Annotated in this window: 22 protein-coding genes; 13 read left to right on the top strand and 9 right to left on the bottom strand. The window is 66.9% G+C overall.

The window, feature by feature from the left end; genetic code table 11:
- The first annotated feature begins 10 nt into the window (after window positions 1-10).
- On the top strand, window positions 11-661 hold the full coding sequence (gene nfsB, locus ACK2SD_RS13965) for an oxygen-insensitive NAD(P)H nitroreductase (RefSeq protein WP_116888110.1): 651 nt from the start codon (window positions 11-13) through the stop codon (window positions 659-661).
- A gap of 45 nt (window positions 662-706) precedes the next feature.
- Here the strand turns inward: nfsB and ACK2SD_RS13960 are convergent, their stop codons facing one another.
- The 4 genes from ACK2SD_RS13960 to ACK2SD_RS13945 all read right to left on the bottom strand — a co-directional run bounded on the left by ACK2SD_RS13960 (window position 707) and on the right by ACK2SD_RS13945 (window position 4,208).
- Entirely contained in the window at window positions 707-1,252 is a 546-nt protein-coding gene (locus ACK2SD_RS13960; RefSeq protein ID WP_039577429.1) for a cupin domain-containing protein, read from the bottom strand.
- 88 nt (window positions 1,253-1,340) lie between these two features.
- On the bottom strand, window positions 1,341-2,555 hold the full coding sequence (locus ACK2SD_RS13955) for an MFS transporter (RefSeq protein ID WP_412460058.1): 1,215 nt from the start codon (window positions 2,553-2,555) through the stop codon (window positions 1,341-1,343).
- A gap of 76 nt (window positions 2,556-2,631) precedes the next feature.
- A complete protein-coding gene (locus ACK2SD_RS13950; RefSeq protein ID WP_412460057.1) occupies window positions 2,632-3,165 on the bottom strand; it encodes a cytochrome b in 534 nt (177 codons plus the stop codon).
- A complete protein-coding gene (locus ACK2SD_RS13945) occupies window positions 3,162-4,208 on the bottom strand; it encodes a catalase family peroxidase (protein WP_412460056.1) in 1,047 nt (348 codons plus the stop codon). Before ACK2SD_RS13945 ends, ACK2SD_RS13950 begins: the two co-directional genes overlap by 4 nt.
- A 129-nt stretch (window positions 4,209-4,337) precedes the next feature.
- Between ACK2SD_RS13945 and ACK2SD_RS13940 the strand changes: the two genes are divergently transcribed.
- Genes ACK2SD_RS13940 through ACK2SD_RS13930 form a run of 3 tightly spaced genes read left to right on the top strand, consistent with a single transcriptional unit; the run spans window position 4,338 to window position 6,076 of the window.
- The gene (locus tag ACK2SD_RS13940; protein WP_039577439.1) at window positions 4,338-4,859 is read left to right on the top strand and encodes a sigma-70 family RNA polymerase sigma factor; all 522 of its coding nucleotides are present in this window, start codon (window positions 4,338-4,340) and stop codon (window positions 4,857-4,859) included.
- Window positions 4,856-5,608: an anti-sigma factor family protein gene (locus ACK2SD_RS13935; RefSeq protein WP_412460055.1), complete on the top strand. Its 753-nt coding sequence runs from the start codon at window positions 4,856-4,858 to the stop codon at window positions 5,606-5,608. The genes ACK2SD_RS13940 and ACK2SD_RS13935 overlap by 4 nt, the downstream gene beginning before the upstream one ends.
- A 51-nt stretch (window positions 5,609-5,659) precedes the next feature.
- Complete coding sequence (locus tag ACK2SD_RS13930; RefSeq protein WP_412460054.1) at window positions 5,660-6,076, top strand: hypothetical protein; 417 nt, start codon at window positions 5,660-5,662, stop codon at window positions 6,074-6,076.
- 3 nt (window positions 6,077-6,079) lie between these two features.
- Here ACK2SD_RS13930 and ACK2SD_RS13925 read toward each other — a convergent pair whose 3' ends face one another.
- The 3 genes from ACK2SD_RS13925 to ACK2SD_RS13915 form a co-directional block, all read right to left on the bottom strand.
- A complete protein-coding gene (locus ACK2SD_RS13925) occupies window positions 6,080-7,348 on the bottom strand; it encodes a carbohydrate porin (RefSeq protein WP_412460053.1) in 1,269 nt (422 codons plus the stop codon).
- 107 nt (window positions 7,349-7,455) lie between these two features.
- Entirely contained in the window at window positions 7,456-9,873 is a 2,418-nt protein-coding gene (locus tag ACK2SD_RS13920; protein WP_039577447.1) for a glucose/quinate/shikimate family membrane-bound PQQ-dependent dehydrogenase, read from the bottom strand.
- 218 nt (window positions 9,874-10,091) lie between these two features.
- Entirely contained in the window at window positions 10,092-11,006 is a 915-nt protein-coding gene (locus ACK2SD_RS13915) for an AraC family transcriptional regulator (RefSeq protein ID WP_317870694.1), read from the bottom strand.
- 101 nt (window positions 11,007-11,107) lie between these two features.
- On the opposite strand from ACK2SD_RS13915, the gene ACK2SD_RS13910 reads away from it, so the two are divergent.
- The 5 genes from ACK2SD_RS13910 to ACK2SD_RS13890 are packed head-to-tail and all read left to right on the top strand — an operon-like array spanning window position 11,108 to window position 15,543.
- The gene (locus tag ACK2SD_RS13910; RefSeq protein WP_029614370.1) at window positions 11,108-11,668 is read left to right on the top strand and encodes a carboxymuconolactone decarboxylase family protein; all 561 of its coding nucleotides are present in this window, start codon (window positions 11,108-11,110) and stop codon (window positions 11,666-11,668) included.
- 45 nt (window positions 11,669-11,713) lie between these two features.
- Window positions 11,714-12,778: an acyl-CoA dehydrogenase family protein gene (locus ACK2SD_RS13905; protein ID WP_412460052.1), complete on the top strand. Its 1,065-nt coding sequence runs from the start codon at window positions 11,714-11,716 to the stop codon at window positions 12,776-12,778.
- On the top strand, window positions 12,775-13,596 hold the full coding sequence (locus ACK2SD_RS13900; RefSeq protein ID WP_412460051.1) for an ABC transporter ATP-binding protein: 822 nt from the start codon (window positions 12,775-12,777) through the stop codon (window positions 13,594-13,596). Before ACK2SD_RS13905 ends, ACK2SD_RS13900 begins: the two co-directional genes overlap by 4 nt.
- Window positions 13,583-14,788 carry an ABC transporter substrate-binding protein gene (locus tag ACK2SD_RS13895; protein ID WP_304485106.1) on the top strand — a complete coding sequence of 402 codons (1,206 nt, stop codon included), beginning with the start codon at window positions 13,583-13,585 and terminating at the stop codon, window positions 14,786-14,788. The genes ACK2SD_RS13900 and ACK2SD_RS13895 overlap by 14 nt, the downstream gene beginning before the upstream one ends.
- Entirely contained in the window at window positions 14,788-15,543 is a 756-nt protein-coding gene (locus ACK2SD_RS13890) for an ABC transporter permease (protein ID WP_116888118.1), read from the top strand. The genes ACK2SD_RS13895 and ACK2SD_RS13890 overlap by 1 nt, the downstream gene beginning before the upstream one ends.
- A gap of 3 nt (window positions 15,544-15,546) precedes the next feature.
- On the opposite strand, the gene ACK2SD_RS13885 is transcribed toward ACK2SD_RS13890, so the two are convergent.
- Both ACK2SD_RS13885 and ACK2SD_RS13880 read right to left on the bottom strand, forming a co-directional pair.
- A complete protein-coding gene (locus ACK2SD_RS13885; RefSeq protein WP_412460050.1) occupies window positions 15,547-16,812 on the bottom strand; it encodes a D-amino acid dehydrogenase in 1,266 nt (421 codons plus the stop codon).
- 47 nt (window positions 16,813-16,859) lie between these two features.
- On the bottom strand, window positions 16,860-17,714 hold the full coding sequence (locus ACK2SD_RS13880) for an EcsC family protein (RefSeq protein WP_052192026.1): 855 nt from the start codon (window positions 17,712-17,714) through the stop codon (window positions 16,860-16,862).
- 201 nt (window positions 17,715-17,915) lie between these two features.
- Here ACK2SD_RS13880 and ACK2SD_RS13875 point away from each other — a divergent pair, with 201 nt between their 5' ends.
- From ACK2SD_RS13875 to ACK2SD_RS13860, 4 genes are read left to right on the top strand one after another with little or no spacing between them, the layout of a single operon-like run.
- Window positions 17,916-18,137, top strand: a complete 222-nt coding sequence (locus ACK2SD_RS13875; RefSeq protein WP_029614377.1) for an MbtH family protein — start codon at window positions 17,916-17,918, stop codon at window positions 18,135-18,137.
- A gap of 3 nt (window positions 18,138-18,140) precedes the next feature.
- Entirely contained in the window at window positions 18,141-18,860 is a 720-nt protein-coding gene (locus tag ACK2SD_RS13870; protein WP_039577466.1) for a thioesterase II family protein, read from the top strand.
- 60 nt (window positions 18,861-18,920) lie between these two features.
- Window positions 18,921-19,472, top strand: a complete 552-nt coding sequence (locus tag ACK2SD_RS13865) for a hydrolase (RefSeq protein ID WP_039577469.1) — start codon at window positions 18,921-18,923, stop codon at window positions 19,470-19,472.
- Window positions 19,469-20,551, top strand: a complete 1,083-nt coding sequence (locus ACK2SD_RS13860; protein WP_412462317.1) for a DUF1615 domain-containing protein — start codon at window positions 19,469-19,471, stop codon at window positions 20,549-20,551. Before ACK2SD_RS13865 ends, ACK2SD_RS13860 begins: the two co-directional genes overlap by 4 nt.
- Window positions 20,552-20,583: the final 32 nt, after the last annotated feature.

Genomic DNA, 20,583 nt, shown 5'->3' with positions numbered 1-20,583 from the left:
AGCCGTACCGATGGATACCGTCACCCTGGCCAAGCGCCGCTACACCACCAAGGCCTATGACGCCAGCCGCATCATCCCCCAGGCCACCCTCGATGCCCTGCTCGAACAACTGCGCCATAGCCCGTCTTCGGTCAACTCACAACCCTGGCACTTCATCGTCGCCGGCAGCGCCGAAGGCAAAGCGCGCCTGGCCAAGGCCACCGAGGCGTTTGGCTACAACACCGGGAAGATTCTCAACGCCTCGCACGTGATCGTGTTCGCCACCCGCACCTCGATGAGCGAAGCGCATCTGAACGCCGTGCTGGACCAAGAGGCTGCCGATGGTCGTTTCCGCGATGACCAGGCGCGTGTCGGTCAGGACCAGACCCGCCGTGGCTACGTCAACCTGCACCGCTACGACCTCAAGGACGAGCAGCACTGGATGGAGAAGCAAACCTATCTGGCCCTGGGCACCGCCTTGCTCGGCGCTGCGGCCCATGGTCTGGATGCCACGCCGATCGAGGGCTTCGACAGCAAGGCGCTGGATGCCGAGCTGGGCCTGCGCGAACAAGGCTTCACCAGCGTGGTGCTGCTGGCGCTGGGTTATCACAGCGAAGACGACTTCAACGCCGGCCTGAGCAAGTCGCGCCTGCCGGCCGAGACCGTGTTCACGTACCTCTGATCGACCGCGCCGGGCCCTGTGTGCCAGGGCCCGGCGCCGCATCGATCAGAAGTTGGCCGGGGTATTGGCGCTGATGATTTCCGCCTCGTCCGGGCCGATGTTCTTGAAGCTGTGGGGCAGGGTGGTGGGAATGTAGTACCCATCGCCGGCGTTGAGCACACTGACCTGGCCATCGACCCACAGCTCGACCGTCCCGCGCGTCACCAACCCGCATTCCTCGCCTTCGGCGTGCACGATCGGTTCGCCCGAATCGGCGCCCGGTGCGTACAGCTCGCGCAACATGCGCATCTGCCGGCCTTCGACGCTGGCGCCCACCAACAGCATGCGCAGCCCATTGCGGCCCAGATCGGGCTGTTCACTGCCGCGAAATACATAGCGTTCTTCGCGCGCCGGCTCATCGAAGCTGAAAAACTCGGCGAGGCTCATGGGGATGCCTTCGAGGAGTTTTTTCAGGGAACTGACCGAAGGACTGACGCGGTTCTGTTCGATCTGCGAGATCGTCGAGTTGGTCAGGCCACTGCGGCGGGCCAGCTCGCGCTGGGAGAGGTTGTTGCGTTCACGCACCAGTTTGAGTCGTGTCCCCGTGTCCATAGCCGCCTTGTGAAGTGAGTGATCGGAGGTGTCAAAAATAATGGGCAGCGCATTAGAACACACTCTGATCCGCCGCGCGCTTGGCGCGTCAATCGCTGCGCGCAGCGGGTGCTGGCCAGAGCCCGACCAACAGCAACAACGCCGCCACGGCCAGGAACGGCAGGCGCGGATCGAGGGCGTAAACCAGCGTGCCGGCCAGCGGGCCGATCACCGCGCCCATGCCTTGCGCGGCGCTGATCGAGCCTGCCGTGGCACCTTGCTCGCTCGGCCCCATGGCGTTGGCCGCCAACGCTGAGAACGCCGGGAAGACGAAGCCCATGCCGCCTGCGGCGATGAAGAAGCAGGCCCACAAGGTCGGCGCGCTATTGGCCAAGGCGGCTGCCGCAAAGCCCAGGGCGCTGACGCTGGCGCCGACACGAATCATGCGCAGCGGCGGCCACTGCAAATGACGCAGCAGCAATTGCGCGCCGATCAGCGCCACGCCGACCATCGTCAGCGCGATACCGGCGGCCTGGGCGGCATCGGTGCTGTTCAGTTGCAAGCGGTCGAGGGCGAAGAACCCTACGGTGATCTGCGACACGGTCACGCTCAGCATCGCGCTGAAGGCCACCAACAAGGGGCGACGCAAGCGTGGATCGCCCAGGCGCACCGCACTGGACACGTGGTTGTGCGGTAGCGGCCGAGGCTTGAGCTTGAGCAGCAGGACTACGAAGGCGCAGGCTGGCAGCAGCGACAGGGCGAAGAACGGCAGGCTCAGACTGTAGCGGGCGAGCAGGGCGGCGAGCGCTGGGCCGAGCACCAGGCCGACTGCGTTGGCAGCGCCCAGCAGGGCCATGGCCCGAGCCCGCTGCTGCGGCTCGACATGGTCGGCGATCAAGGCATTGCCGCCCACCGGCAAGGCGGCGTAGAAGGCGCCGATCAAGCCCCGGGCGAGCATCAGCCCGATGAACGCCAGGGTCGCGCCGGGCAGCAGGCGCAGGGCGCTGTCGATGAATAGGCACAGCAACCAGTAGGCCACCGTGAAGCCGGCACTGCCCAGCAACAGGATGCGCCGTCGGCCCAGGCGGTCGGCTGCCCGGCCCCAGGGGCGGGCGAGCAGCACCCAGACCACGCCGGACACGGTGACCGCCGCGCCGGCCTGCCAGGTGGCCATGCCCAGCAGGCGGGCAATGGGGCCGATCAGCACGACGAAGGCCATCATCGCCATGGTGCAACCCATGTTCGCCAGCAGCAGCGGTCGAAGGTCGAGCGAGTCCCGTGCGCTGTGCGGTGAAGCGGAGGCGGTATCCTGTGCAGTTGTCATCGGTACAGTCCATTGGCAAGTGAAAAAGTCGGCAATGGGAGTAAGAACGAACTAGCCACGCCGACCGTCACATGCGTCAGTCGCCGCGACGCAAAGGCCCAGGCCACATGCTGCGCATCACCCCGTCGCGGCGCACCAGCGCGTGCATCAGCGCTGCAGCGATATGCACCAGGACGGTGGCGAACAGCAGATAACCGGCCCAGCCATGGGCCTGGCGCAATACGGCATACAGTTGCAGGTCATGCGGTGCGATGGCCGGCAGTTGCAGTGGCCGGGGATAGCCGCCCGCCGAGAGCATCGCCCAGCCCAGCAGCGGCATGGCCAGCATCAGGCCGTACAGCGCCAGGTGCGAGGCCGCCGCAGCGAAACGCTGAAGCGGCGGCAGATCCGCCGGTAAGGGTGGGTGCGGCAGGCTCAGGCGCAGGGCAATACGCAGCACCACCAGCACCAACAGCGCCAGACCGGTGGCCTTGTGCAGTTCGATCAGCAGCGGGTGGCGGGTGGACAGGTCGCCGACCATGTTCACACCGATGAACAGCATGGCCAGGATCAGCACGGCCATGAGCCAGTGCAACGTGCGCGCCAAGGGGTGAAAGGCAGCGGGTTTCATGGGCGGGCTCCTGCGCCGAGGGTTTCCCGGCTGCGACGGTTGAACGATTCCGAGTAGGCGGCCGAGCGTGCGGCCAGGATCGGGTCGGCGGAGGGCTGAATGCCGTCGGGCAGGATCAGCGGGTCGAAATTCAGGTCGCGGCAGGCACCCTGTTCGGGCGCATCGACCTGGTCGATCACCAAGGTGCCAGCGTCCACGCTGCGTCGTGTCTCCGGCCACTGACTGGCCGGGTCGTCCACCGCGTCGCCGGGCTCGGCAAGGGTCAGGCGCAAGGTCCAGCGCAGTGGTGCCTGGCTCAGACGGTGTTGCAGGTCGTGCTGCAGGTAGAGGTTGTCCTCGACCTTTGCCGGCAGTGGGCTGAAGGGCGTCTGCGCGACCATGCGCCAGCGTACGGCCTGGCGCTTGCCCTGGGCATCGACCAGGTAGAACGCGTTGAGGCTGTTGTAGTCGGTGTTGGCGAAGCTGTCGCTCGGTTTGACGCTGCCGGCCCATCGGCGGAATGCCGCGCTTTCCGGGTGGGCGGCAAAGAACGCCTGGAGCTTGGCTGGGTCCGGCTTGCCGGTGCCGGGTGCCGGACCGCTGGCCAGCACCAGGTCGTAGAACCCCTGTGGATCGCTGACCGCCAGCACTGGCGGGTTGTTCATGCCGGTTCGCCACACCTGGCCATCATCGCTGCTGAACTGCACCGCCAGGCTGCGCGTCGGCACGCCGGCGTCGGGGCTGTAGGGGTTGGCGCCGCCGATGGCGAAGCGCCCGATCACCGGCACCCGCGCCTGGCTGAACACCCGTGACGTGGACAGTGCCTGGGCCTGACCGCTGCTTTCGAACCAGCCGCTGACGCACAGGCCTTTGGCGTGGTTCTTGCGATAGCCGGGGTGATGACCGGCTTGGGCTTGAAAGGTGTCGATGATGCGCTGTGGCGTCAGGCCGGGGCGGCCGATCCAGCCGGCGGCATAGGCGAAACCTGCGCCCAGCGCGGCCACCGTGGCGGCGATGGCCGCCAGGCGCAGGGCCTTGGCCGAACCTTGCAGGGGAGTGTTCATGGTGACGTTCCGGGTCAGTGAATGAGCCGGTATGACGCAGGGCGCGAAAATTTATTCCCGCGACGGGAATAGATTCGTTCCAGCCCCGTCTGATCCTTACACTGACAGCCCACGGGCCCGGAATCCGATATGCACGACCTGGACGAACGACAATGGCGCGATCTGCTGCAGCGTTTGCGGCGCTTCGCCCTGTGGTTGACCCGCGACAGCGCGGCGGCCGACGATCTGGTCCAGGCCACCGTCGAGCGCGCCCTGGCCCGCAGCGGGCAGCGGCGCGCGGATGAAAACCGCCGGGCCTGGCTGTTCACCATCCTCTATCGGCTGTTTCTCGACGGCAAACGCCGCGAACGTCTGCACGCGCGCTGGCTGGGTTGGTTCGGCCGTGGCGCCCAGGCCGACGAGCCGCTGGGCTACGACACCGAAAGCATCGTGCTGGCCCAGGCCGACCTGCAGGCCTTCGCGCGGCTGCCCAGCGAGCAGCGCGCGCTATTGCTGCTGGTCAGCGTGGAGGGCCTGAGTTACAAGGAAGTCGCCCAGGCCCTGGCCATTCCCATCGGCACGGTGATGTCGCGCCTGTCGCGCGCCCGCGCCGCGTTGCGCGAACTGACCGAGGGCACGCCTGCATCCCCGGCCTTGCGGAGACTCAAATGACCGACCTGATTCCCACCGAGCACGAGTTGCACGCCTATGTCGATGATCGTCTGACACCTGCACGGCGGGTCGAGGTCGAGGCGTGGCTGACGGCCCACCCGGACCAGGCGGCACGCATCGAAGCCTGGCGCCAGGACGCCCGGCGCTTGCGTGCGGCCTTGGCAGGCTTCAGCGACCTGCCGCCTAACCCGCACCTGGAGCTGGCGCCCTTGCGCCAACGCCTGGCTCGGCGCCGCCGTCAGCGTCTGGCCTCGGCGGCGGTGCTGGTGCTGGCGTTGGGGCTGGGTGGGTTCGGCGGATGGCAAGCCCGAGAGTCGACCTTGTTCGCCGGCCTGCTGCCGATGGCTGATGCGGTCCAGGCGCACAAATTGTTCGCCCAGACCGCGCAGTTGGATATCGCCGCCAAGGACCCGGCGCAGTTGCAAGCCTGGCTGGGTCGCCATTTCGCCCGCGTCGGTCAACTGCCGGACCTGAGCAGCTACGGCTTGCAGCCAGTAGGGGCACGGCTGCTGGCCAATGAGGACGGTCCGGCGGCATTGCTGGTGTTCCAGGATGCCGGGGGGCAGCGCATCAGCCTGTTCCTGCGCTCGCCGGGCGCGCACTACGGGCAGATGCCCAGTGGGCAGCGCGTGGATGGCCAGCTCGAAGCGCGGTACTGGTCCCATGGCGCCTACAACTTCGCCTTGGTCAGCGCCGCCGACGACAGTCGCGGCGAGCCTGTGCGTCAGGCGCTCGGCGTGAGCCTTTGAATGCGCGTAGGGGTGGGTGACGCCAGCGCTGAAAGCGCTATGCTTGCCGGCATGTCCAGCACACCACCCCTGCGTCAGCCCTGTCCTCCCGGCGCCTGCGATTGCGGCCGCGAGCAACTGCACGGGCAATCGCCCAAGGCCCAGCGCATCCTCTTGCTGACGCGGCAGGAGGAAAAGCGCCTGCTCGAACGCCTGGAGAATCTCAAGAGTCTCGAAGACCTGCAGCACTTGCAGACCAAGCTGTACGAGCAGTTGGGCATTCGTGTGCAGGTGGCGCCAGGCTACAACGAAGTGCGCACCATGCGCGGCTTCGTCATCGAGCTGCAGGACCAGCCGGGCCTGTGTCGCAAGACCCGGCAGGCGATTCCCGCTGCTATTCGCCGGGGCCTGGAGCGCAACCCGCAGGTGGCTTACCGCCTGCTCGATGCCCATGACTTGCTCGGCGGTGGCGGGGACGGTCCGGTCTGAGCCTCAGAAGCTCGCTTTGACCTGCAAGCCCACGATCAGCGCGTTATCGATCGCTTTGCCGGAGAAGGCGCCCGGCTCGATGATGTATTGCACATCGGGGCGCAGGTTCAGCCAGGGCGTGGCCTGGTAGCCATAGCTCAACTCGATCAACTGCTCGGCGCTGTCCAAGTCCGGGAAGTCGCGACCGGCCTCGAACGCCGAGGTTTCCAGCACCTCACGGCTGCGCGGGTTGGGCACGGCGCGGCCGTAGCCCAGCGCCAAGGTGTCGCGTGGGCGACCCTCGAAGGGCTTGTACAGCACCACGCCCGCGCCGTACCAGCGGGTGAAGGGCGAGGCCGCCTTGCTCGACGCCGAATACTGCCCGAAGGCATGCAGGCTGCGCCCGGCCGAGGTCGGGTCGTTCCACAGGGCCTGGTCGATCAACAGGTAGTGCCCGCCGCGCCCGGCCACTTCGCGGTCGCTGCCGATGCGCCGCACATTCGAGCTGTCGTAGTAGTAGCCCAGTTTGTATTCGCCTGGCAGTTCGCCCTGGAGCTTGTACACCAGTTCCACCGGTAGCACGGTACCGGTGGTGTGCTTGGGCCCCAGGTGCCAGGCGCGGCTGGAATTGCCATTGCTCTGCGGGTCGACGTTGAACGCGGCCACGCGCAGTTGCCAGGACGGCGAGAAGTCGTACTTCAGGCGTGCCCCCAAGTGTGCGTTGGGGTAGTTGGTCCAGCCGCTGCCGCCGGACATGTTCAGCGGGTGACCGCAGAAACCGGCGTTCATGAAGTTGCACAGGATGCCGCTGTCCAGGCCGCCCAGGTCGTTGCCCATGGCCATGTAGCCGAGCTTCACGTTCAGTGCCGGGGTGAACAGGCTGCGTTCGTAGCTCAGTTCGGTCAGGCGGGTGTACAGGCCACCGTAGTTTTCCTGGATCGGCAGGCGGTTGCCCACCAGGTCCGCGGAGGCGCTGTTGCCGCGACGGTCATTGATCGTCAGTTGGACCTTGCCGCCATTGTCCAGGCCGTACAGCTTCGACAGGTCGAACTGCACGCCGAGCTTGACGTTTTGCGAGTAACGCGCCGAGCGGTGTTGGCCGCCATGGGCGTTGTAGGCGGTTTCGCCGCTGTAGTCGCCCGTGAAGCGGATGCCGTCGGCTTCGAGCTGGGAGCGCAGGCCGCCCCAGTCGCCGCTCAGGGTGGTGCGCTGCATCAGGTCGCCGTCGGCCAGGACGGCAGTGCTGGCCAGGGCCAGCAACAGAGTAGGGGTCATGCGGGTTGCGGATGGCATTGCGGGGTCTCGGGTAGTCTTTCAGGGCCTGTCTGCGGATAAACCCACACCTACAGCAGTTGCGCGACTGCAGGTGCGGGTTCACCCGCGAAACAGGCGACGCGGTCTCAAGGCAAGGCGTAGGAAATCACATAGTCGCCACGGTCAGTGGACTGCCGCGCCCCACCGGCGGTGATCACCACGTACTGCTTGCCGGTCTTGGGCGACACGTAGGTCATCGGCCCGCCCTGGCTGCCGACCGGCAGACGCGCCTTCCAGATTTCCGCGCCGTTGCTGCTGTCGTAGGCGCGCAGGTAGAAGTCCTGGGTGCCGGCGATGAACACCAGCCCGCCCTGGGTGGACAGGGTGCCGCCCAGGGTCGGCAGGCCGATCTTGATCGGCAGGTGCATGCGGATACCCAGGGGACCGGTGTCCTCGACGGTGCCCACCGGCACCTGCCAGGCGATCTTCTGCGTTTTCATGTCGATGGCGGTGAGGGTGCCGTAGGGCGGTGCTTGGCACGGAATGCCGGCCACCGACAGGAAGCGGTTCTTGTTCACCGCATACGGCGTGCCCTTGAGCGGCACCGCGCCCATGCCGGTGTTCAGTGCTTCGCCGCCGGAGGTGGCCTGGCCTTTGTTCTGCGACGGGATCATCTGGATCCACAGGCCCAGGCGCATGTCGTTGACGAAGATGAAACCGTGCACCGGGTCGGTGGACAGGCTGCCCCAGTTCATGCCGCCCAGCGAGCCGGGGAAGCTCAGCGACAGGTCGGTGCCTGGCGCGGTGTACAGGCCGTCGTAGCGCATCTTCTTGAAGTCGATGCGGCACAGCAGTTGGTCATACGGGGTGGCCCCCCACATGTCCGACTCGGTGAGGGTCTGCGCGCCGATCTGCGGCATGCCGACCGATTTAGGCTGGGTCGGCGAGTACGGCTCGTTGGGGATGTTGCTCGGCTTGACCGGTACTTCGTCGACCTGGGTCAGCGGTTTGCCGGTGGCGCGGTCGAGTACGTAGATCTGCCCGGCCTTGGTGCCGATCACCACGGCGGGTACGGTGCTGCCGTCGGGCTTGGTGAAGTCGATCAGGCTGGGCTGCATCGGCAGGTCGAAGTCCCAGAGGTCGTTGTGCACCGTCTGGTACACCCACTTCTCGTTGCCCGTGGTGGCGTCCAGGGCCAGCACCGAGGCGCCGTAGGTGTGGTCGAGCTTGCTGCGTTCTACGCCGTAGATGTCGGTGGACGAGGAACCCATCGGCAGGAACACGGTGTTCATCGCCGGGTCGTAGGACATCGGCGCCCAGCTGTTGGGTGTGCTGCGCACGTAGGTGCTGCCGTCGGCCGGGGCCTGGCGGTCTTGTGGGTTGCCCGGGTCGAAGGCCCAGCGCATCTGCCCGCTGATCACGTCGAAGCCACGGATCACGCCGCCGGGCATGTCGGTCTGGACGTTGTCGGCCACGCGGCCGCCGACCACCACGGTGGTGCCGGCCATCAGGGGGGCCGAAGACAGCTGATAGTAGGAGTCTGGCACGTCGCCCAGGCCGGCCTTGAGGTCCACTTGGCCGTTGTTGCCGAAGCCTTGGCAGAAGGCGCCGGTGTCGGCATCCACCGCGATCAGGCGGCCGTCGATGGTATTGGTCAGCAGGCGGCGCTGGCAGTTGGCGCCCGCCGGTACGCTGGCGACAGTGACCGGCGTGCTGTTGGGCTGGCTCGGCTGGGCGGTCGGCACGGTGGCGTCGAAGTAGGCCATGCCACGGCAACGCTGCCAGACTTTGGATTGGGCGTTGATTTCGTTCTTCCACAGCTGTTTGCCGGTGTCGGCATCCAGCGCGATCAGGTTGTTGTGCGGGGTGCAGATGAACACCTTGTCACCGACCTGCAGCGGGGTGAGCTGGTCTTCGGCGCCGTTGCCGTCGCTCACGGCCACGTCACCGGTGTGGTAGGTCCAGGCGACCTTGAGCTGGTCGACGTTGCTGCGGTTGATCTGGTCCAGCGCTGCGAAGCGGCTGCCGCCTTCGGTGTTGCCATAGTGCGCCCAGTCTTTCTGCTCGGTGCCTGGCTTGACGGCAGTCAGGCCCGGACCGTTACCGGTGGGGGCGACACTGGGGTGAGCGACGAACATGTTGCCGGCAGCGATGACCACCGCCACCGCCAGCACCGCCGCCACGCCGAACGCGCCACGGCCGGCGCGGGCGCCAGCGGCGCTCACCAGCAGCGGGTAGATCAGCGCCACCACGACGCCGATCACGGCGAACATGAACAGACGCGAGAACAGCGGCCAGAACACCAGGCCGACGTCAGCCAGCGCCCAGATCAGGGTGCCGATCAGGAACGCCGCGTACAGCCAAGCGCCCGCAGTCTTGCGGCGGGCGATCAGCAGCCCGGACAGGGTCATGGCCGCGCCGCCGATCAGGAAGTACCAGGAACCGCCCAGGCCGGCCAGCTTGATGCCGCCGGCGGCCAGCAACAGGCCGAGCAGGGCGATGATCACGCCCAGTCCTAGAAGGATGAAGGTTGAGGCGCCGGAGGCGCGGGGTGAGTTGTTCATGCCAGGGATCTCGCAGGTGGAATGTGCGAAGTCTAAGCCCTTAGCAAGCTAATTAACAAGTTGGTACATTTTGTTTTGTGACGGATTGTCGCAGGGCTGGCAGGCGTCACTTGATAGAGTGTGTCGACATCGAGTCGATAAAAGAGGCGAAATACGGGTAAACGCCTCAGCAGCAGGATTCGACCAAAGTCGAGGCGCAGATCCCTCTCTGCGGCTATTCAACCTTTGAGTTCATGCTGCTTTCGATAGGCACCCGGTTGCACCCCGACCGCCTTGGCGAAGGCTCGGGTAAAGGCCGCCACCGACTGATAGCCGGCCTGCGCGCCGACCTGTTCCACGGTATTGCCCGCGCGCAGCAACTGGCAGGCATGGCGCATGCGCAGCGCCAGCAGCACTTGGCCTGGCGACTGTCCGGCCAGTTCGTTGAAACGCTTGAAAAAGGCCGAGCGCGACAGACCGGCGCAGGCCGCCATGCTTTCCAGGGTCCAGGGCTGGCCCGGCGCATCGATCAGGCGTTCGAGCAGTCCGGCGAAGGCCGGCTGGCGGGCGAGGGCGATCAGGCCGCCCAGCGAGTCTGCACCTTGGCCATGCTGGCGCAGCACGTAGAGGAACAACAGGTGAGTGAGGCGTTCGAGCAAGGTCTGCGACGGCGCGGGTACCCGTCGGCACTCTTGCAGGATCAACTCGAACAGCGCCCGCGCAGCGCTTCCGGCAGGGTCTTCGGCGCGCAGCACGATCCAGTCGGCCAGCCCCTCGACGATCAGCGACGACAGCCCGGACTGGAACTGGAAGAAGCCGCACACCAGGCCCACACCGTCGCCGGCCTCCAGGTCCAGGGGCTGCATGCTGCGTCGCGGCTGAGCGCAGGCGTCGTGCGCATCGGCGTCGCTGGACAGCCGGTAGGGCAAGTCGCGCAGCAGGAACACCGCATCGCCGCTGTCCAGGCGCAGCGGCTCGGGCTGGCCGTCCAGGTGCAGCCAGCAATGCCCCTGGACCACCAGGTGGAAGCTGGCGCGGCCCATCCCCTGCGTGCTGGCGTGCCAGCCGCCGCAGTAACGGCCCACGTGGAACAGGCTGGCATCGAACTCCAGACCCTCTAATAACCAATCGACGAGATGGCAAGACGAAATCATCTAATGCAAAGACTCAGGAGCAAGGAAAGGCGACTGATGAATATGGATGCAGCTTCTTATAACCAACAGACTGTAGGGACACTGTCAAAGGAGACCCCTCCATGTCCTCGCGCATTACTCTACACACTCTGCAGAGCGCCCCGGAAGCGGCGCGCCCGTTCCTCGAGAGCGCGCAGAAGAATTCCGGCTTCATCCCCAACCTGCTGGGCATCCTGGCCAACGCCCCGGCGGCGCTGGAAACCTATGTGACCGTGTCGGCACTCAATGGCAAGTCCGAGCTGACCTTGGCCGAGCGTGAAGTGGTGCAGTTGATCGCCGCGACCAATCACGGCTGCGATTTCTGCGTGGCCGGCCATACTGCCGTGGCCCTGAACAAGGCCAAGCTGCCGCCCGCCGTGGTCGATGCCCTGCGCGCCCGTGGCGAGCTGCCCGATGCGCGCTACGAAACCCTGGCCGCATTCACCCGCGAAGTGATCGCCACCCGTGGCAACGTCAGCGACGCCACCTACCAGGCCCTGCGCGACGCCGGCTTCACCGAGGGCAACGCGCTGGAAGTCATTTTGGGCGTGAGCCTGGCGACGCTGTGCAACTTTGCTAATGTGTTCGCCCAAACGCCGCTCAACGACCAACTGAGCCAATACCGCTGGCAGCCCGAGGCGTAATCCGCGCCCGTTGCCGGCACCCGGCGTGATCAAAGGAGTAGGGACATGCTTGATACTGCATTTCGTCACTGGCTGGATGCCAATGCCGAGGCAATCGACCAGGGCCAGTGCGACCCGCACCGGGTCCTGGGGCACATCGCCGAATCGCAGGTGCTGCGCGTCGGCATCGCGCCGGCGCTGGGCGGCAGCGGTGGCGACGTCACTGATGCGGTGGAGGCCATCGCCGCCATCGCCAGCCGTTCGTTGGCCTCGGCGTTCGTCTGCTGGGGGCAACGCGCCTTCATCGAATACCTGTTGCACAGCCCCAACGAGGCGCTGCGCGAGCGTCTGCTGGCCGACCTGCTGAGCGGTGAATTGGCCGGTGCCACCGGCTTGTCCAACGCCATGAAGTTCCTCTCGGGCATCGAGGCCCTGCAGGTGCAGGCGCGTGCCCAGGCCGATGGCTGGATTCTCGAGGGCCGCCTGCACTGGGTCACCAACCTGCGCCAGAGCGGTTTCGTGGTGGCCGCCGCAATCGAGGCCGAACAGGGCCAGGCACCCTTCGTCATGGCTATTCCCTCCGCCAGCGTGGGCCTGGAGCGCTCCGACGACCTGCAACTGATGGGCCTGCAATCGAGCAGCACGGCTGCGCTGGCGTTCCATCAGGTGCAACTGGACCGCAGTTGGCTGCTGCACGACAACGCACGCGAGTTCCTGCCGCGCGTGCGCCCGGCGTTCCTGGCGCTGCAATGCGGCATGTCCATCGGCCTGGCGCGACGTGCCCTGGATGAGGTGCGCGAGCACTTGCAGGGGCGTGGCTCGTTCCTCGCTGAGGCCGAGCAGGTGCTGCGCGAGCGCCTGGAAAATACCGTCGGCGAGCTCAAGCAAGGCCTGCTCGATGGGCGTTTCCTGGCCCAGCCCGCGGCGCTGTTCAAACTGCGCATCACCTTGGCCGAAAGCGCCGCCGATGCTGTGCAGATGGAGCTGCAGGCCAGCGGCGGCAAGGCTTACCTGACCGCCTATGGCGAAGGCTTCGCCCGCCGCTGGCGCGAGTCGGCGTTCGTGCCGATCGTCACCCCGAGCCTGGTGCAACTGCGCGCCGAGCTGCAGCGCCAGGCGGCCAGTGTATGACCGACGTGCTGCTCGAAGCCCGCGCCATCAGCCTGGGCTACCCGCGCGGCGGCGGCTGGCAGGCGGTGCTGGAACATTTCGACCTGCGCCTGGCGCCTGGCGAGGTGGTGACCATCCTGGGGCCCAGCGGCGTTGGCAAGTCCAGTCTGCTGCGGGTGCTGGCGGGGCTGCAGCAGCCTGGCGGCGGCAGCGTGTCGCTGCATGGCCAGCCGCTGCAAGGACCGCACCCGCGTCTGGCCGTGGCCTTTCAGGACCCGAGCCTGCTGCCCTGGCTGAGCTTGGAGAAGAACGTCGCCTTTGGCCTGGATTTCGCCCGCCAACCGAAGCTGGCCGCTGATCAGCGCCGGGCGCGGATCGACCATGCCATCGAGGCGGTGGGCCTGAGCCATGCGCGCAACCAGTACCCGGCGCAACTCTCCGGCGGCATGGCCCAGCGCACCGCGTTGGCCCGCTGCCTGGCGCGTCAGCCCGAAGTGCTGCTGCTCGACGAACCCTTCGGGGCGCTCGACGAAGTCACCCGCGCCGACATGCAGCAACTGCTGCTGCAATTGATCGCCACGCACAATACCGCGGCGGTGCTGATCACCCACGACATCGACGAAGCGCTGCTGCTGTCGGACCGCGTGCTGCTACTGGGCAATCGCCCGGCGCGCACCTTGGGCCAATGGCACATCGACCTGCCGCAGCCGCGTGCACAGCGGGTCGAGGAACTGGGCGCGCTGCGCATCGACATACTGAAAACCCTACGGCAGGCGAGCCGCCCCACCTCACATCCTTCCTCACCCCTGTCGTCGGAGTCCGTTCATGTGCATGGATGATTGCTGCTCTTCCTCTTCGCGTCGCGATTTCATCAAGCTCAGCGCCATGCTCACTGCCGCCGGCGCCCTGCCGATGCTGGCGAGCCTGCAGGCGCGCGCCGCCGCCGAGCCCGATGCGCCGGTGCGCATCGGGTATTTGCCGATCACCGACGCCACGCCGCTGCTGGTGGCACACAACAATGGCCTGTTCGAGGCCGAGGGCATCAAGGCCGAGCGTCCGGTGTTGCTGCGCAGTTGGGCGCAGGTGATCGAGGCGTTCATCTCCGGGCAGGTCAACGTGATTCACCTGCTGTCGCCGATGACCGTGTGGGCGCGCTACGGCAGCAAGGTGCCGGCCAAGGTGGTGGCCTGGAACCATGTCGGCGGCTCGGGCCTGACCGTGGCACCGGACATCACCGACATGAAGCAACTGGGCGGCAAGACCGTGGCGATTCCGTTCTGGTACTCGATTCACAACGTGGTGCTGCAGCAGATGCTCGCCGACAGCGGCCTTACCGCGGTCTCCAAGCCGGCCACTGCGGCGTTGGCGGCCAACGAAGTGAACCTGCTGGTGCTGCCGCCGTCGGACATGCCACCGGCCCTGGCGAGCAAGCGCATCGCCGGCTACATCGTTGCCGAACCGTTCAACGCCCTGGCCGAGAACCTCAAGGTCGGGCGCGTGCAGCGCTTCACCGGCGATGTCTGGCGCAACCATGCCTGCTGCGTGGTGTTCATGCACGAGCACGACCTGAACAACCGTCCCGAGTGGTCGCAGAAAGTGGTCAACGCCATCGTCAAGGCCCAGCAGTGGACCCGCGAGCACCGCGCCGAGGCGGCTGCGCTGCTGTCCAAGGCCGGCCCGAACAAGTACACCCCGCACGAACCGGCCGTGCTGACCAAGGTCCTGGCGCCCTCGGCAGAGGACCGCGCCGCCTACCTGGCCAGCGGCGCCATTCGCCATGCGCAGTGGGATGAACGGCGCATCGACTTCCAGCCGTACCCGTTCCCCAGCTACACCGAGGAACTGGTCAAGCGCCTGAAAAACACCCTGATCGAGGGCCAGAGCGATTTCCTCGCAGCGCTCGATCCTGCGCAGACGGCCCGTGACCTGGTCGACGACCGCTTCGTGCGCAACGCCATCGCCGCAGTGGGCGGGCCCTCGGTGTTCGGCATCGCCGACAGCTTCGAGCGCAGCGAGGAGTTCGCGGACTGATGCGCAAGCCTGTGATCCATGCTGCCCTGGGCCTGGCCGGACTGGTGGCGTTGTTGCTGTTGTGGTGGGCCGGGGTGCGGGTGTTCGGCGAGGCCGATGGTTTGTCGGCGCGTTTCTCACCCCAGGCCACCTTGGCCAGCCTTGCCGAGTTGCTGGCGCACGGGGAGGTCTACGGGCACATCTGGGTGAGCCTCAAGCGCATCCTCATCGGCCTGCTGCTGGCGTTATTGATCGGCGTGCCGCTGGGGCTGCTGGTGGGCAGCTACCGGCACCTGGAGGCGGCGACCACGCCGGCCTTCCAGTTCCTGCGCATGATCTCGCCGCTGTCGTGGATGCCGGTGGTGGTGATGCTGATGGGCGTGGGCGATCAGCCAATCTACTTCCTGCTGGCCTTCGCCGCGCTATGGCCGATCCTGCTCAACACGGCGGCGGGGGTGCGTCAGCTCGACCCGCGTTGGCTGCAACTGTCGCGCAGCCTCAGCGCCACGCGCTGGGAAACCCTGTGCAAGGTGATCGTCCCCGGCGTGATCGGCCATGTGCTGACGGGCGTGCGCTTGGCCATCGGCATCCTGTGGATCGTGCTGGTGCCGTGCGAGATGCTTGGCGTCAGCGCCGGGCTGGGCTATTTCATCCTCGACACCCGCGACCGCCTGGCCTATTCGGAACTGATGGCGATGGTGCTGTTGATCGGTGCGCTGGGCTTTTTACTTGACGCCCTGGCACGTGGACTGCATCGGCGCTGGGTGCATGCCTGAGCGTCAGTTGCCCGCGCCATGGGCTGCCAGGCTGAAGGGCGCCAGGTCCACTGGCGGCTGCGTCTGGACGATCAGTCGAGCGAGGCCCTCGCCGCTGGCGCAGGCCAGGGTGAAACCCAGTGGGCCGTGACCGACATTGAGCCACAGGTTGTCCAGGCCCGGCGCCCGGTCGATGATCGGCTTGCCCAGCGCAGTGGCCGGGCGCAGGCCCGCCCAGGCTTGGATCTGGCGCAAGTCCAGGGCGGGAAACACTTCGCCGACCTGCCGCTTGAGCAGGGCGATGCGGCGCTCGGGGGCGTGCGCTGTGCGTGCGCCCAGATCCACCATCGCAGCGATGCGCAACGAATCCCCAAGCGGCGCGTAGAGGATCTTGCGGCTGGCATCGGTGATGCTGATTTTCGGCAGGCTGAGGTTCTCGTTCGGCTGCACGCTCAGGGTGTAACCGCGCAGGGGGTAGAGCGGCAGGTCGATGCCCAGCGGCTTGACCAACGGGACGCTGGCGATACCGCAGGCGATCACGAAACCATCGGCCGGCAGGCGATCCTCGCCCAACCTCAATGCGGCAAGCCGCGAACCGCGCCGCTCGAAGCCGCTGACCGCTTCACCCAAGTGCAAACGCACGTTGCGCATCCCCTGTAATTGCCGTTTCACACCCTCGCAGAACAGACGGCAGTTACCGACCGCATCCCCTGGCGTGAAGATCCCGCCCGCCAGACGTTCAGCCATCGCGGCCAATGCCGGCTCCAGTACGGTGCACTCACTCGCGCTGAGCACCTGGTGACGGGCGCCGGCTGCCTGCTGACGTTCGAGCAGTCTCGCGGCAGCGCTCAATGAGGCGGCGCTGCGATGGATGATCAGCTTGCCGCTGTGGCGCAGGTCGAAGTCGATGGGGATGTGCTGCAGCAGCTCGGTCATCAGCGTCTGGCTGCGCAACGACAGACTGAGCATTTCGCCGAAGGTCTGCTCGACCCGCGATGCCCGGCACGCTCGCAGGAACGCCAGGCACCAACGCCACTGCCGAGGGTCCAGGCGCGGTCGCAGGTGCAGGGGGGCTTCGCGCGACAACAGCCAGCGGGGCAGGTGGCCCAGCACCGACGGGTCGGCCAGGGGCGCGACGTTGTTGTAGCTCAACTGCCCGCCATTGGCAAAGCTGGTTTCCAGCGCCACGTCCTGGTTACGCTCGACCAGCGTGACCTCGAGCCCGGCCCGCGCCAGGTACAGCGCGCTCGACAGGCCAATGACGCCTGCGCCCACTACCACCACGTGCATGCCATGCCCCCTGATCCGTGATCCGCTCCCAAGTATGGCCGGGAATCTCAATGGGTGCGTGGTCGGCTTTGACTCAACGCGGTATACGCCGCCCTGACCTCATCGAACCCGTAGCGCGCCTCCAGTCGCTTGACGATGAAATGGCCGCGCGCCATGTCCTGGTAGAAACGGGTGAACAGGGTATTGATCGTTGCCCCGGTCACCGCGCCGATGACCGGCACGGCCTGGGCGGCGAACTTGCTGGAAATGGTCACCCCGAAGCGCGTGGCGACTTTCTCGATCAGCAGCGCCAGCCACTTGCCGGCCTGCGCCGGATTGAGGTTCTTGACCGCCGAGGCGCCCTGGCGGGCGGCGATTTCAGCCAACTCGCGGGACACATGCTGCAAGGTGCGGCTGGTGAAACTGCGGGTCAGGTAGTAGCCGGTTTCGGCGGCGTCGTCGCTGTCGCTGGGACCGCCCAAGGCGAACACTTCGATGCACGCCTGCTTGGTGCTCAGCTCGCTCAGGTCGAAGCCTTCGCTGCGCGCCACGTCCGCGACGGCGCGCATCATCAAGGTGGTGGACACCGGCAGTTCGACGAACAGCGCCGGGGCACCGAAAGCGCCGCCGAGCGCGCCGCAGGTGGCGGCGTAGAATTTATGCAGGCGCGTCGAGGCGGCCGTGTGCGGACGGTTGTCCAGGCTCCACAGCGCCGCCTCGGCCGACGTGTGCAACGCGGCCTTGACCGCGCCGTTGATGCGCTTGGCCACCGGGCCGGGCAGGGCCTTGACCGCGCCTTCGATGGGCGAGCCGATCAAGGCCGAGAGCTTGGCGGTGAGCGAAGGCGACTCGAGCAGGGCGACGGCGCGCTTGAGGTCGTTGTAGTCTTCGGGGTGGTCTTGGATAGGCACCAGAGTCTCCAGGGCGTGTCAGGCATTAGGTCGGCGGGATAGTCTTCAGACCTTCGCGTGGCGCTGATTTCACCCGCAGCGGACAGATGGATTATTTTTGCCGCAGACCGTGGCGGTCAACACGGCATAATTTTCTGCGCGCGGCTTTCGTTACCCTCAGAGCTGCCCTGGGTCCAGAAGGACCGGGCCACCATCATCCCAAGGAGATTGCCAATGACTTCCGTATTCGACCGCGACGACATCGTGTTCCAGGTTGTGATGAACCATGAGGAGCAGTACTCGATCTGGCCGGACTACAAGGCGATTCCCGCCGGCTGGCACGCTGTGGGCAAGAGCGGGCTGAAAAAAGAGTGCCTGGCCTACATCGACGAGGTATGGACCGACATGCGTCCGCTAAGCCTGCGCCAGAAGATGGCCGAAGCGGCGGCGCAGTAAGCGGTGAGCGCACTCAACCTGCTGTGCCTGCCGTACTCCGGTGCCAGCGCCATGGTCTACAGCCGCTGGCGGCGCAAGCTGCCGGCCTGGCTGCAGGTGCGTCCGGTCGAGCTGCCGGGGCGCGGTGCGCGACTGGCCGAGCCTTTGCACACCGACATGCAGGGCCTGGCCCGGCAACTGGCCAACGAGCAGCGCCTGGCCGCCAGCACGCCCTATGCGTTGCTCGGCCATAGCCTCGGTGCGCTGCTGGCCTTCGAGCTGGCCCATGAACTGCAAGCCCTGGGCTGTCCGCCACCGGTGGCGCTGTTCGCCTGCGGCACGGCCGCGCCCACGCGCCGCGAAGGCTATGACGGTGCCAACTGGCGCGAGCCCAGAAGCGACGCCGAGCTGATCGACGAACTGCGTGAGCTGCAAGGCACGCCCGAAGACGTGCTGGCCAACCAGGAGCTGATGAGCCTGACCTTGCCGGTGCTCAGGGCCGATTTTCTGCTGTGCGGGCGCTACGCCTACCGCCAGCGCGCGCCGCTGCGTTGCCCGCTGCACGTGCTCGGCGGCACGGACGACCGCGCCACCGAGGAGCAACTGCTGGCCTGGAGCCGGGAAAGCCTGGGCGAGTTCTCGCTGGAGCGATTCCCCGGTGGGCACTTCTTCATCCATGAGCATGAGGACCGCGTGCTGGCCACGCTGACCGCAGCCTTGGAGCCCCATCGCCTGACCGCGTGATTGACGCGGCCCTTGTCCTGCGGGAGGCTGGGCCCTTTCTTCAGGACAAGGGCCGTCCCCATGCTCATCGATCCCCGCCAGGCCACGCTGCTCGTGGTCGATATCCAGGAACGCCTGATCGGCGCCATGAGCGACCCGCAGGGCATGCGTGAGCGCGCCCGCTGGCTGCTGGCCGCCAGCGCCGAGCTCGATGTTCCGACGGTCATCTCCGAGCAGTACCCCAAAGGCCTAGGCCCGACCCTGAGTGAGCTCAAGGCCGCCACCCCCCAGGCCGAGGTGGTGCAGAAGCTGCATTTCTCGTGCGTGGCTGCCGACTGCCTGCCGCCCAGCCTGCTGGCGCGCGAGCAGGTGATCGTCTGTGGCATGGAAACCCACGTCTGCGTGCTGCAGACGGTATTGGGCCTGCTGGCGCTGGGCAAGCAGGTGTTCGTGGTCGAGGATGTCTGCGACAGCCGCACGCCGGCGAGCAAGGCGGCGGGTCTGGCGCGCATGCGCGATGCTGGGGCGCAGATCGTCACCGGCGAGATGGTGCTGTTCGAGCTGCTGGGCAGTGCCAGTCATCCGCTGTTCCGCCATATCAGCAAAACCTACCTGGTGGGAGAGCGCTCCTGAACCGCGTGTGGTTGGCCAGCGCGTTACTGCTGCTGGCCGTGCTCCAGGGCTGCGCCGGGCGTCGGGAGCAGGCGCCGAGCGCCGATCCTGCCCAGATGCGGGCCGAGCTTCTGCGTTTGTTGCCCACCACGCTCAAGGATCGCCAGGGCTGGGCCGAGGATATTCAGGTGGCTTTCGCCGCCCAGCGCCTGGAGCCCAGCCGCAGCAACCTGTGCGCGGTGCTGGCGGTGACCGAGCAGGAGTCGACGTTCAGCGCCGATCCGCAGGTGCCGAACCTGGGGCGCATTGCCCGTGAGGAAATCGACCGCCGCGCCGCACGCTTGCACATTCCCGGTCTGCTGGTCGACGGTGCGCTCAATACCCGTTCGGCCAATGGCCAGACGTACCAGCAACGCTTGCAGGCAGTGCGCAGCGAAGGGCAGCTCAGCGCCCTGTTCGACGACTTCCTCGCCGGCCTGCCGTTGGGCGAGTCGCTGCTCGGCGGTTTCAACCCGGTGCGCACCGGCGGGCCGATGCAGGTCAGCGTCGATTTCGCCCAACGTCATGCCCAGGACTACCCCTATGCGCACGAGGGCAGCCTGCGTCAGGAGGTGTTCACCCGCCGTGGCGGCCTGTACTTCGGCATCGCCCACCTGCTGGGCTACCCGGCCCACTACGAGCGGCCGCTGTATCGCTTCGCCGACTACAACGCCGGCTGGTACGCCAGCCGCAACGCGGCGTTTCAGGCGGCGCTGAGCCGGGTGACGGGCACTGCGCTGGCGCTGGATGGCGACTTGATCGCCCCGGGCGCGTTGCTGCCGGGCACCACGGAGCGCGCCGCACGCCGCCTCGGCACGAAGCTGGGGCTGCGCAACCCGCAGATCCGCAGCCAGTTGGCGCTGGAAAACAGCCTGGCGCTGGAAGACAGCGCGCTGTATCGCGGCGTGTTCGCCCTGGCCGATGCCCAGGCCGGTAAGCCGCTGCCGCGCGCGGTGTTGCCTGGGATCGTGCTGCAGAGCCCGAAGATCACCCGCACGCTGACCACCGCCTGGTTCGCCGAACGGGTGGATGGGCGCTACCAGCGCTGTTTGCAGCGCTGAGGGGCAGGGGCGGACTTGGCTTTGTACGCGTG

Origin of the sequence: Pseudomonas sp. SC11 (assembly GCF_047039205.1) — a bacterium.
Lineage (GTDB): Bacteria > Pseudomonadota > Gammaproteobacteria > Pseudomonadales > Pseudomonadaceae > Aquipseudomonas > Aquipseudomonas boreofloridensis.
The sequence above is the reverse complement of the archived record's forward strand: the minus strand, read 5'-3'. Positions and strand labels throughout refer to the sequence as shown.

Coding starts and splice junctions, on each gene's coding strand:
- ACK2SD_RS13890 (WP_116888118.1), top strand. CDS start 14,788: ATGCGCAAGCCTGTGATCCATGCTGCCCTGGGCCTGGCCGGACTGGTG.
- ACK2SD_RS13915 (WP_317870694.1), bottom strand. CDS start 11,006: ATGATTTCGTCTTGCCATCTCGTCGATTGGTTATTAGAGGGTCTGGAG.
- ACK2SD_RS13920 (WP_039577447.1), bottom strand. CDS start 9,873: ATGAACAACTCACCCCGCGCCTCCGGCGCCTCAACCTTCATCCTTCTA.
- ACK2SD_RS13950 (WP_412460057.1), bottom strand. CDS start 3,165: ATGAAACCCGCTGCCTTTCACCCCTTGGCGCGCACGTTGCACTGGCTC.
- ACK2SD_RS13940 (WP_039577439.1), top strand. CDS start 4,338: ATGCACGACCTGGACGAACGACAATGGCGCGATCTGCTGCAGCGTTTG.
- ACK2SD_RS13865 (WP_039577469.1), top strand. CDS start 18,921: ATGCTCATCGATCCCCGCCAGGCCACGCTGCTCGTGGTCGATATCCAG.
- ACK2SD_RS13875 (WP_029614377.1), top strand. CDS start 17,916: ATGACTTCCGTATTCGACCGCGACGACATCGTGTTCCAGGTTGTGATG.
- ACK2SD_RS13900 (WP_412460051.1), top strand. CDS start 12,775: ATGACCGACGTGCTGCTCGAAGCCCGCGCCATCAGCCTGGGCTACCCG.
- ACK2SD_RS13930 (WP_412460054.1), top strand. CDS start 5,660: ATGTCCAGCACACCACCCCTGCGTCAGCCCTGTCCTCCCGGCGCCTGC.
- ACK2SD_RS13905 (WP_412460052.1), top strand. CDS start 11,714: ATGCTTGATACTGCATTTCGTCACTGGCTGGATGCCAATGCCGAGGCA.
- ACK2SD_RS13885 (WP_412460050.1), bottom strand. CDS start 16,812: ATGCACGTGGTGGTAGTGGGCGCAGGCGTCATTGGCCTGTCGAGCGCG.
- ACK2SD_RS13955 (WP_412460058.1), bottom strand. CDS start 2,555: ATGACAACTGCACAGGATACCGCCTCCGCTTCACCGCACAGCGCACGG.
- nfsB (WP_116888110.1), top strand. CDS start 11: ATGGATACCGTCACCCTGGCCAAGCGCCGCTACACCACCAAGGCCTAT.
- ACK2SD_RS13945 (WP_412460056.1), bottom strand. CDS start 4,208: ATGAACACTCCCCTGCAAGGTTCGGCCAAGGCCCTGCGCCTGGCGGCC.
- ACK2SD_RS13935 (WP_412460055.1), top strand. CDS start 4,856: ATGACCGACCTGATTCCCACCGAGCACGAGTTGCACGCCTATGTCGAT.
- ACK2SD_RS13895 (WP_304485106.1), top strand. CDS start 13,583: ATGTGCATGGATGATTGCTGCTCTTCCTCTTCGCGTCGCGATTTCATC.
- ACK2SD_RS13960 (WP_039577429.1), bottom strand. CDS start 1,252: ATGGACACGGGGACACGACTCAAACTGGTGCGTGAACGCAACAACCTC.
- ACK2SD_RS13910 (WP_029614370.1), top strand. CDS start 11,108: ATGTCCTCGCGCATTACTCTACACACTCTGCAGAGCGCCCCGGAAGCG.
- ACK2SD_RS13925 (WP_412460053.1), bottom strand. CDS start 7,348: ATGCCATCCGCAACCCGCATGACCCCTACTCTGTTGCTGGCCCTGGCC.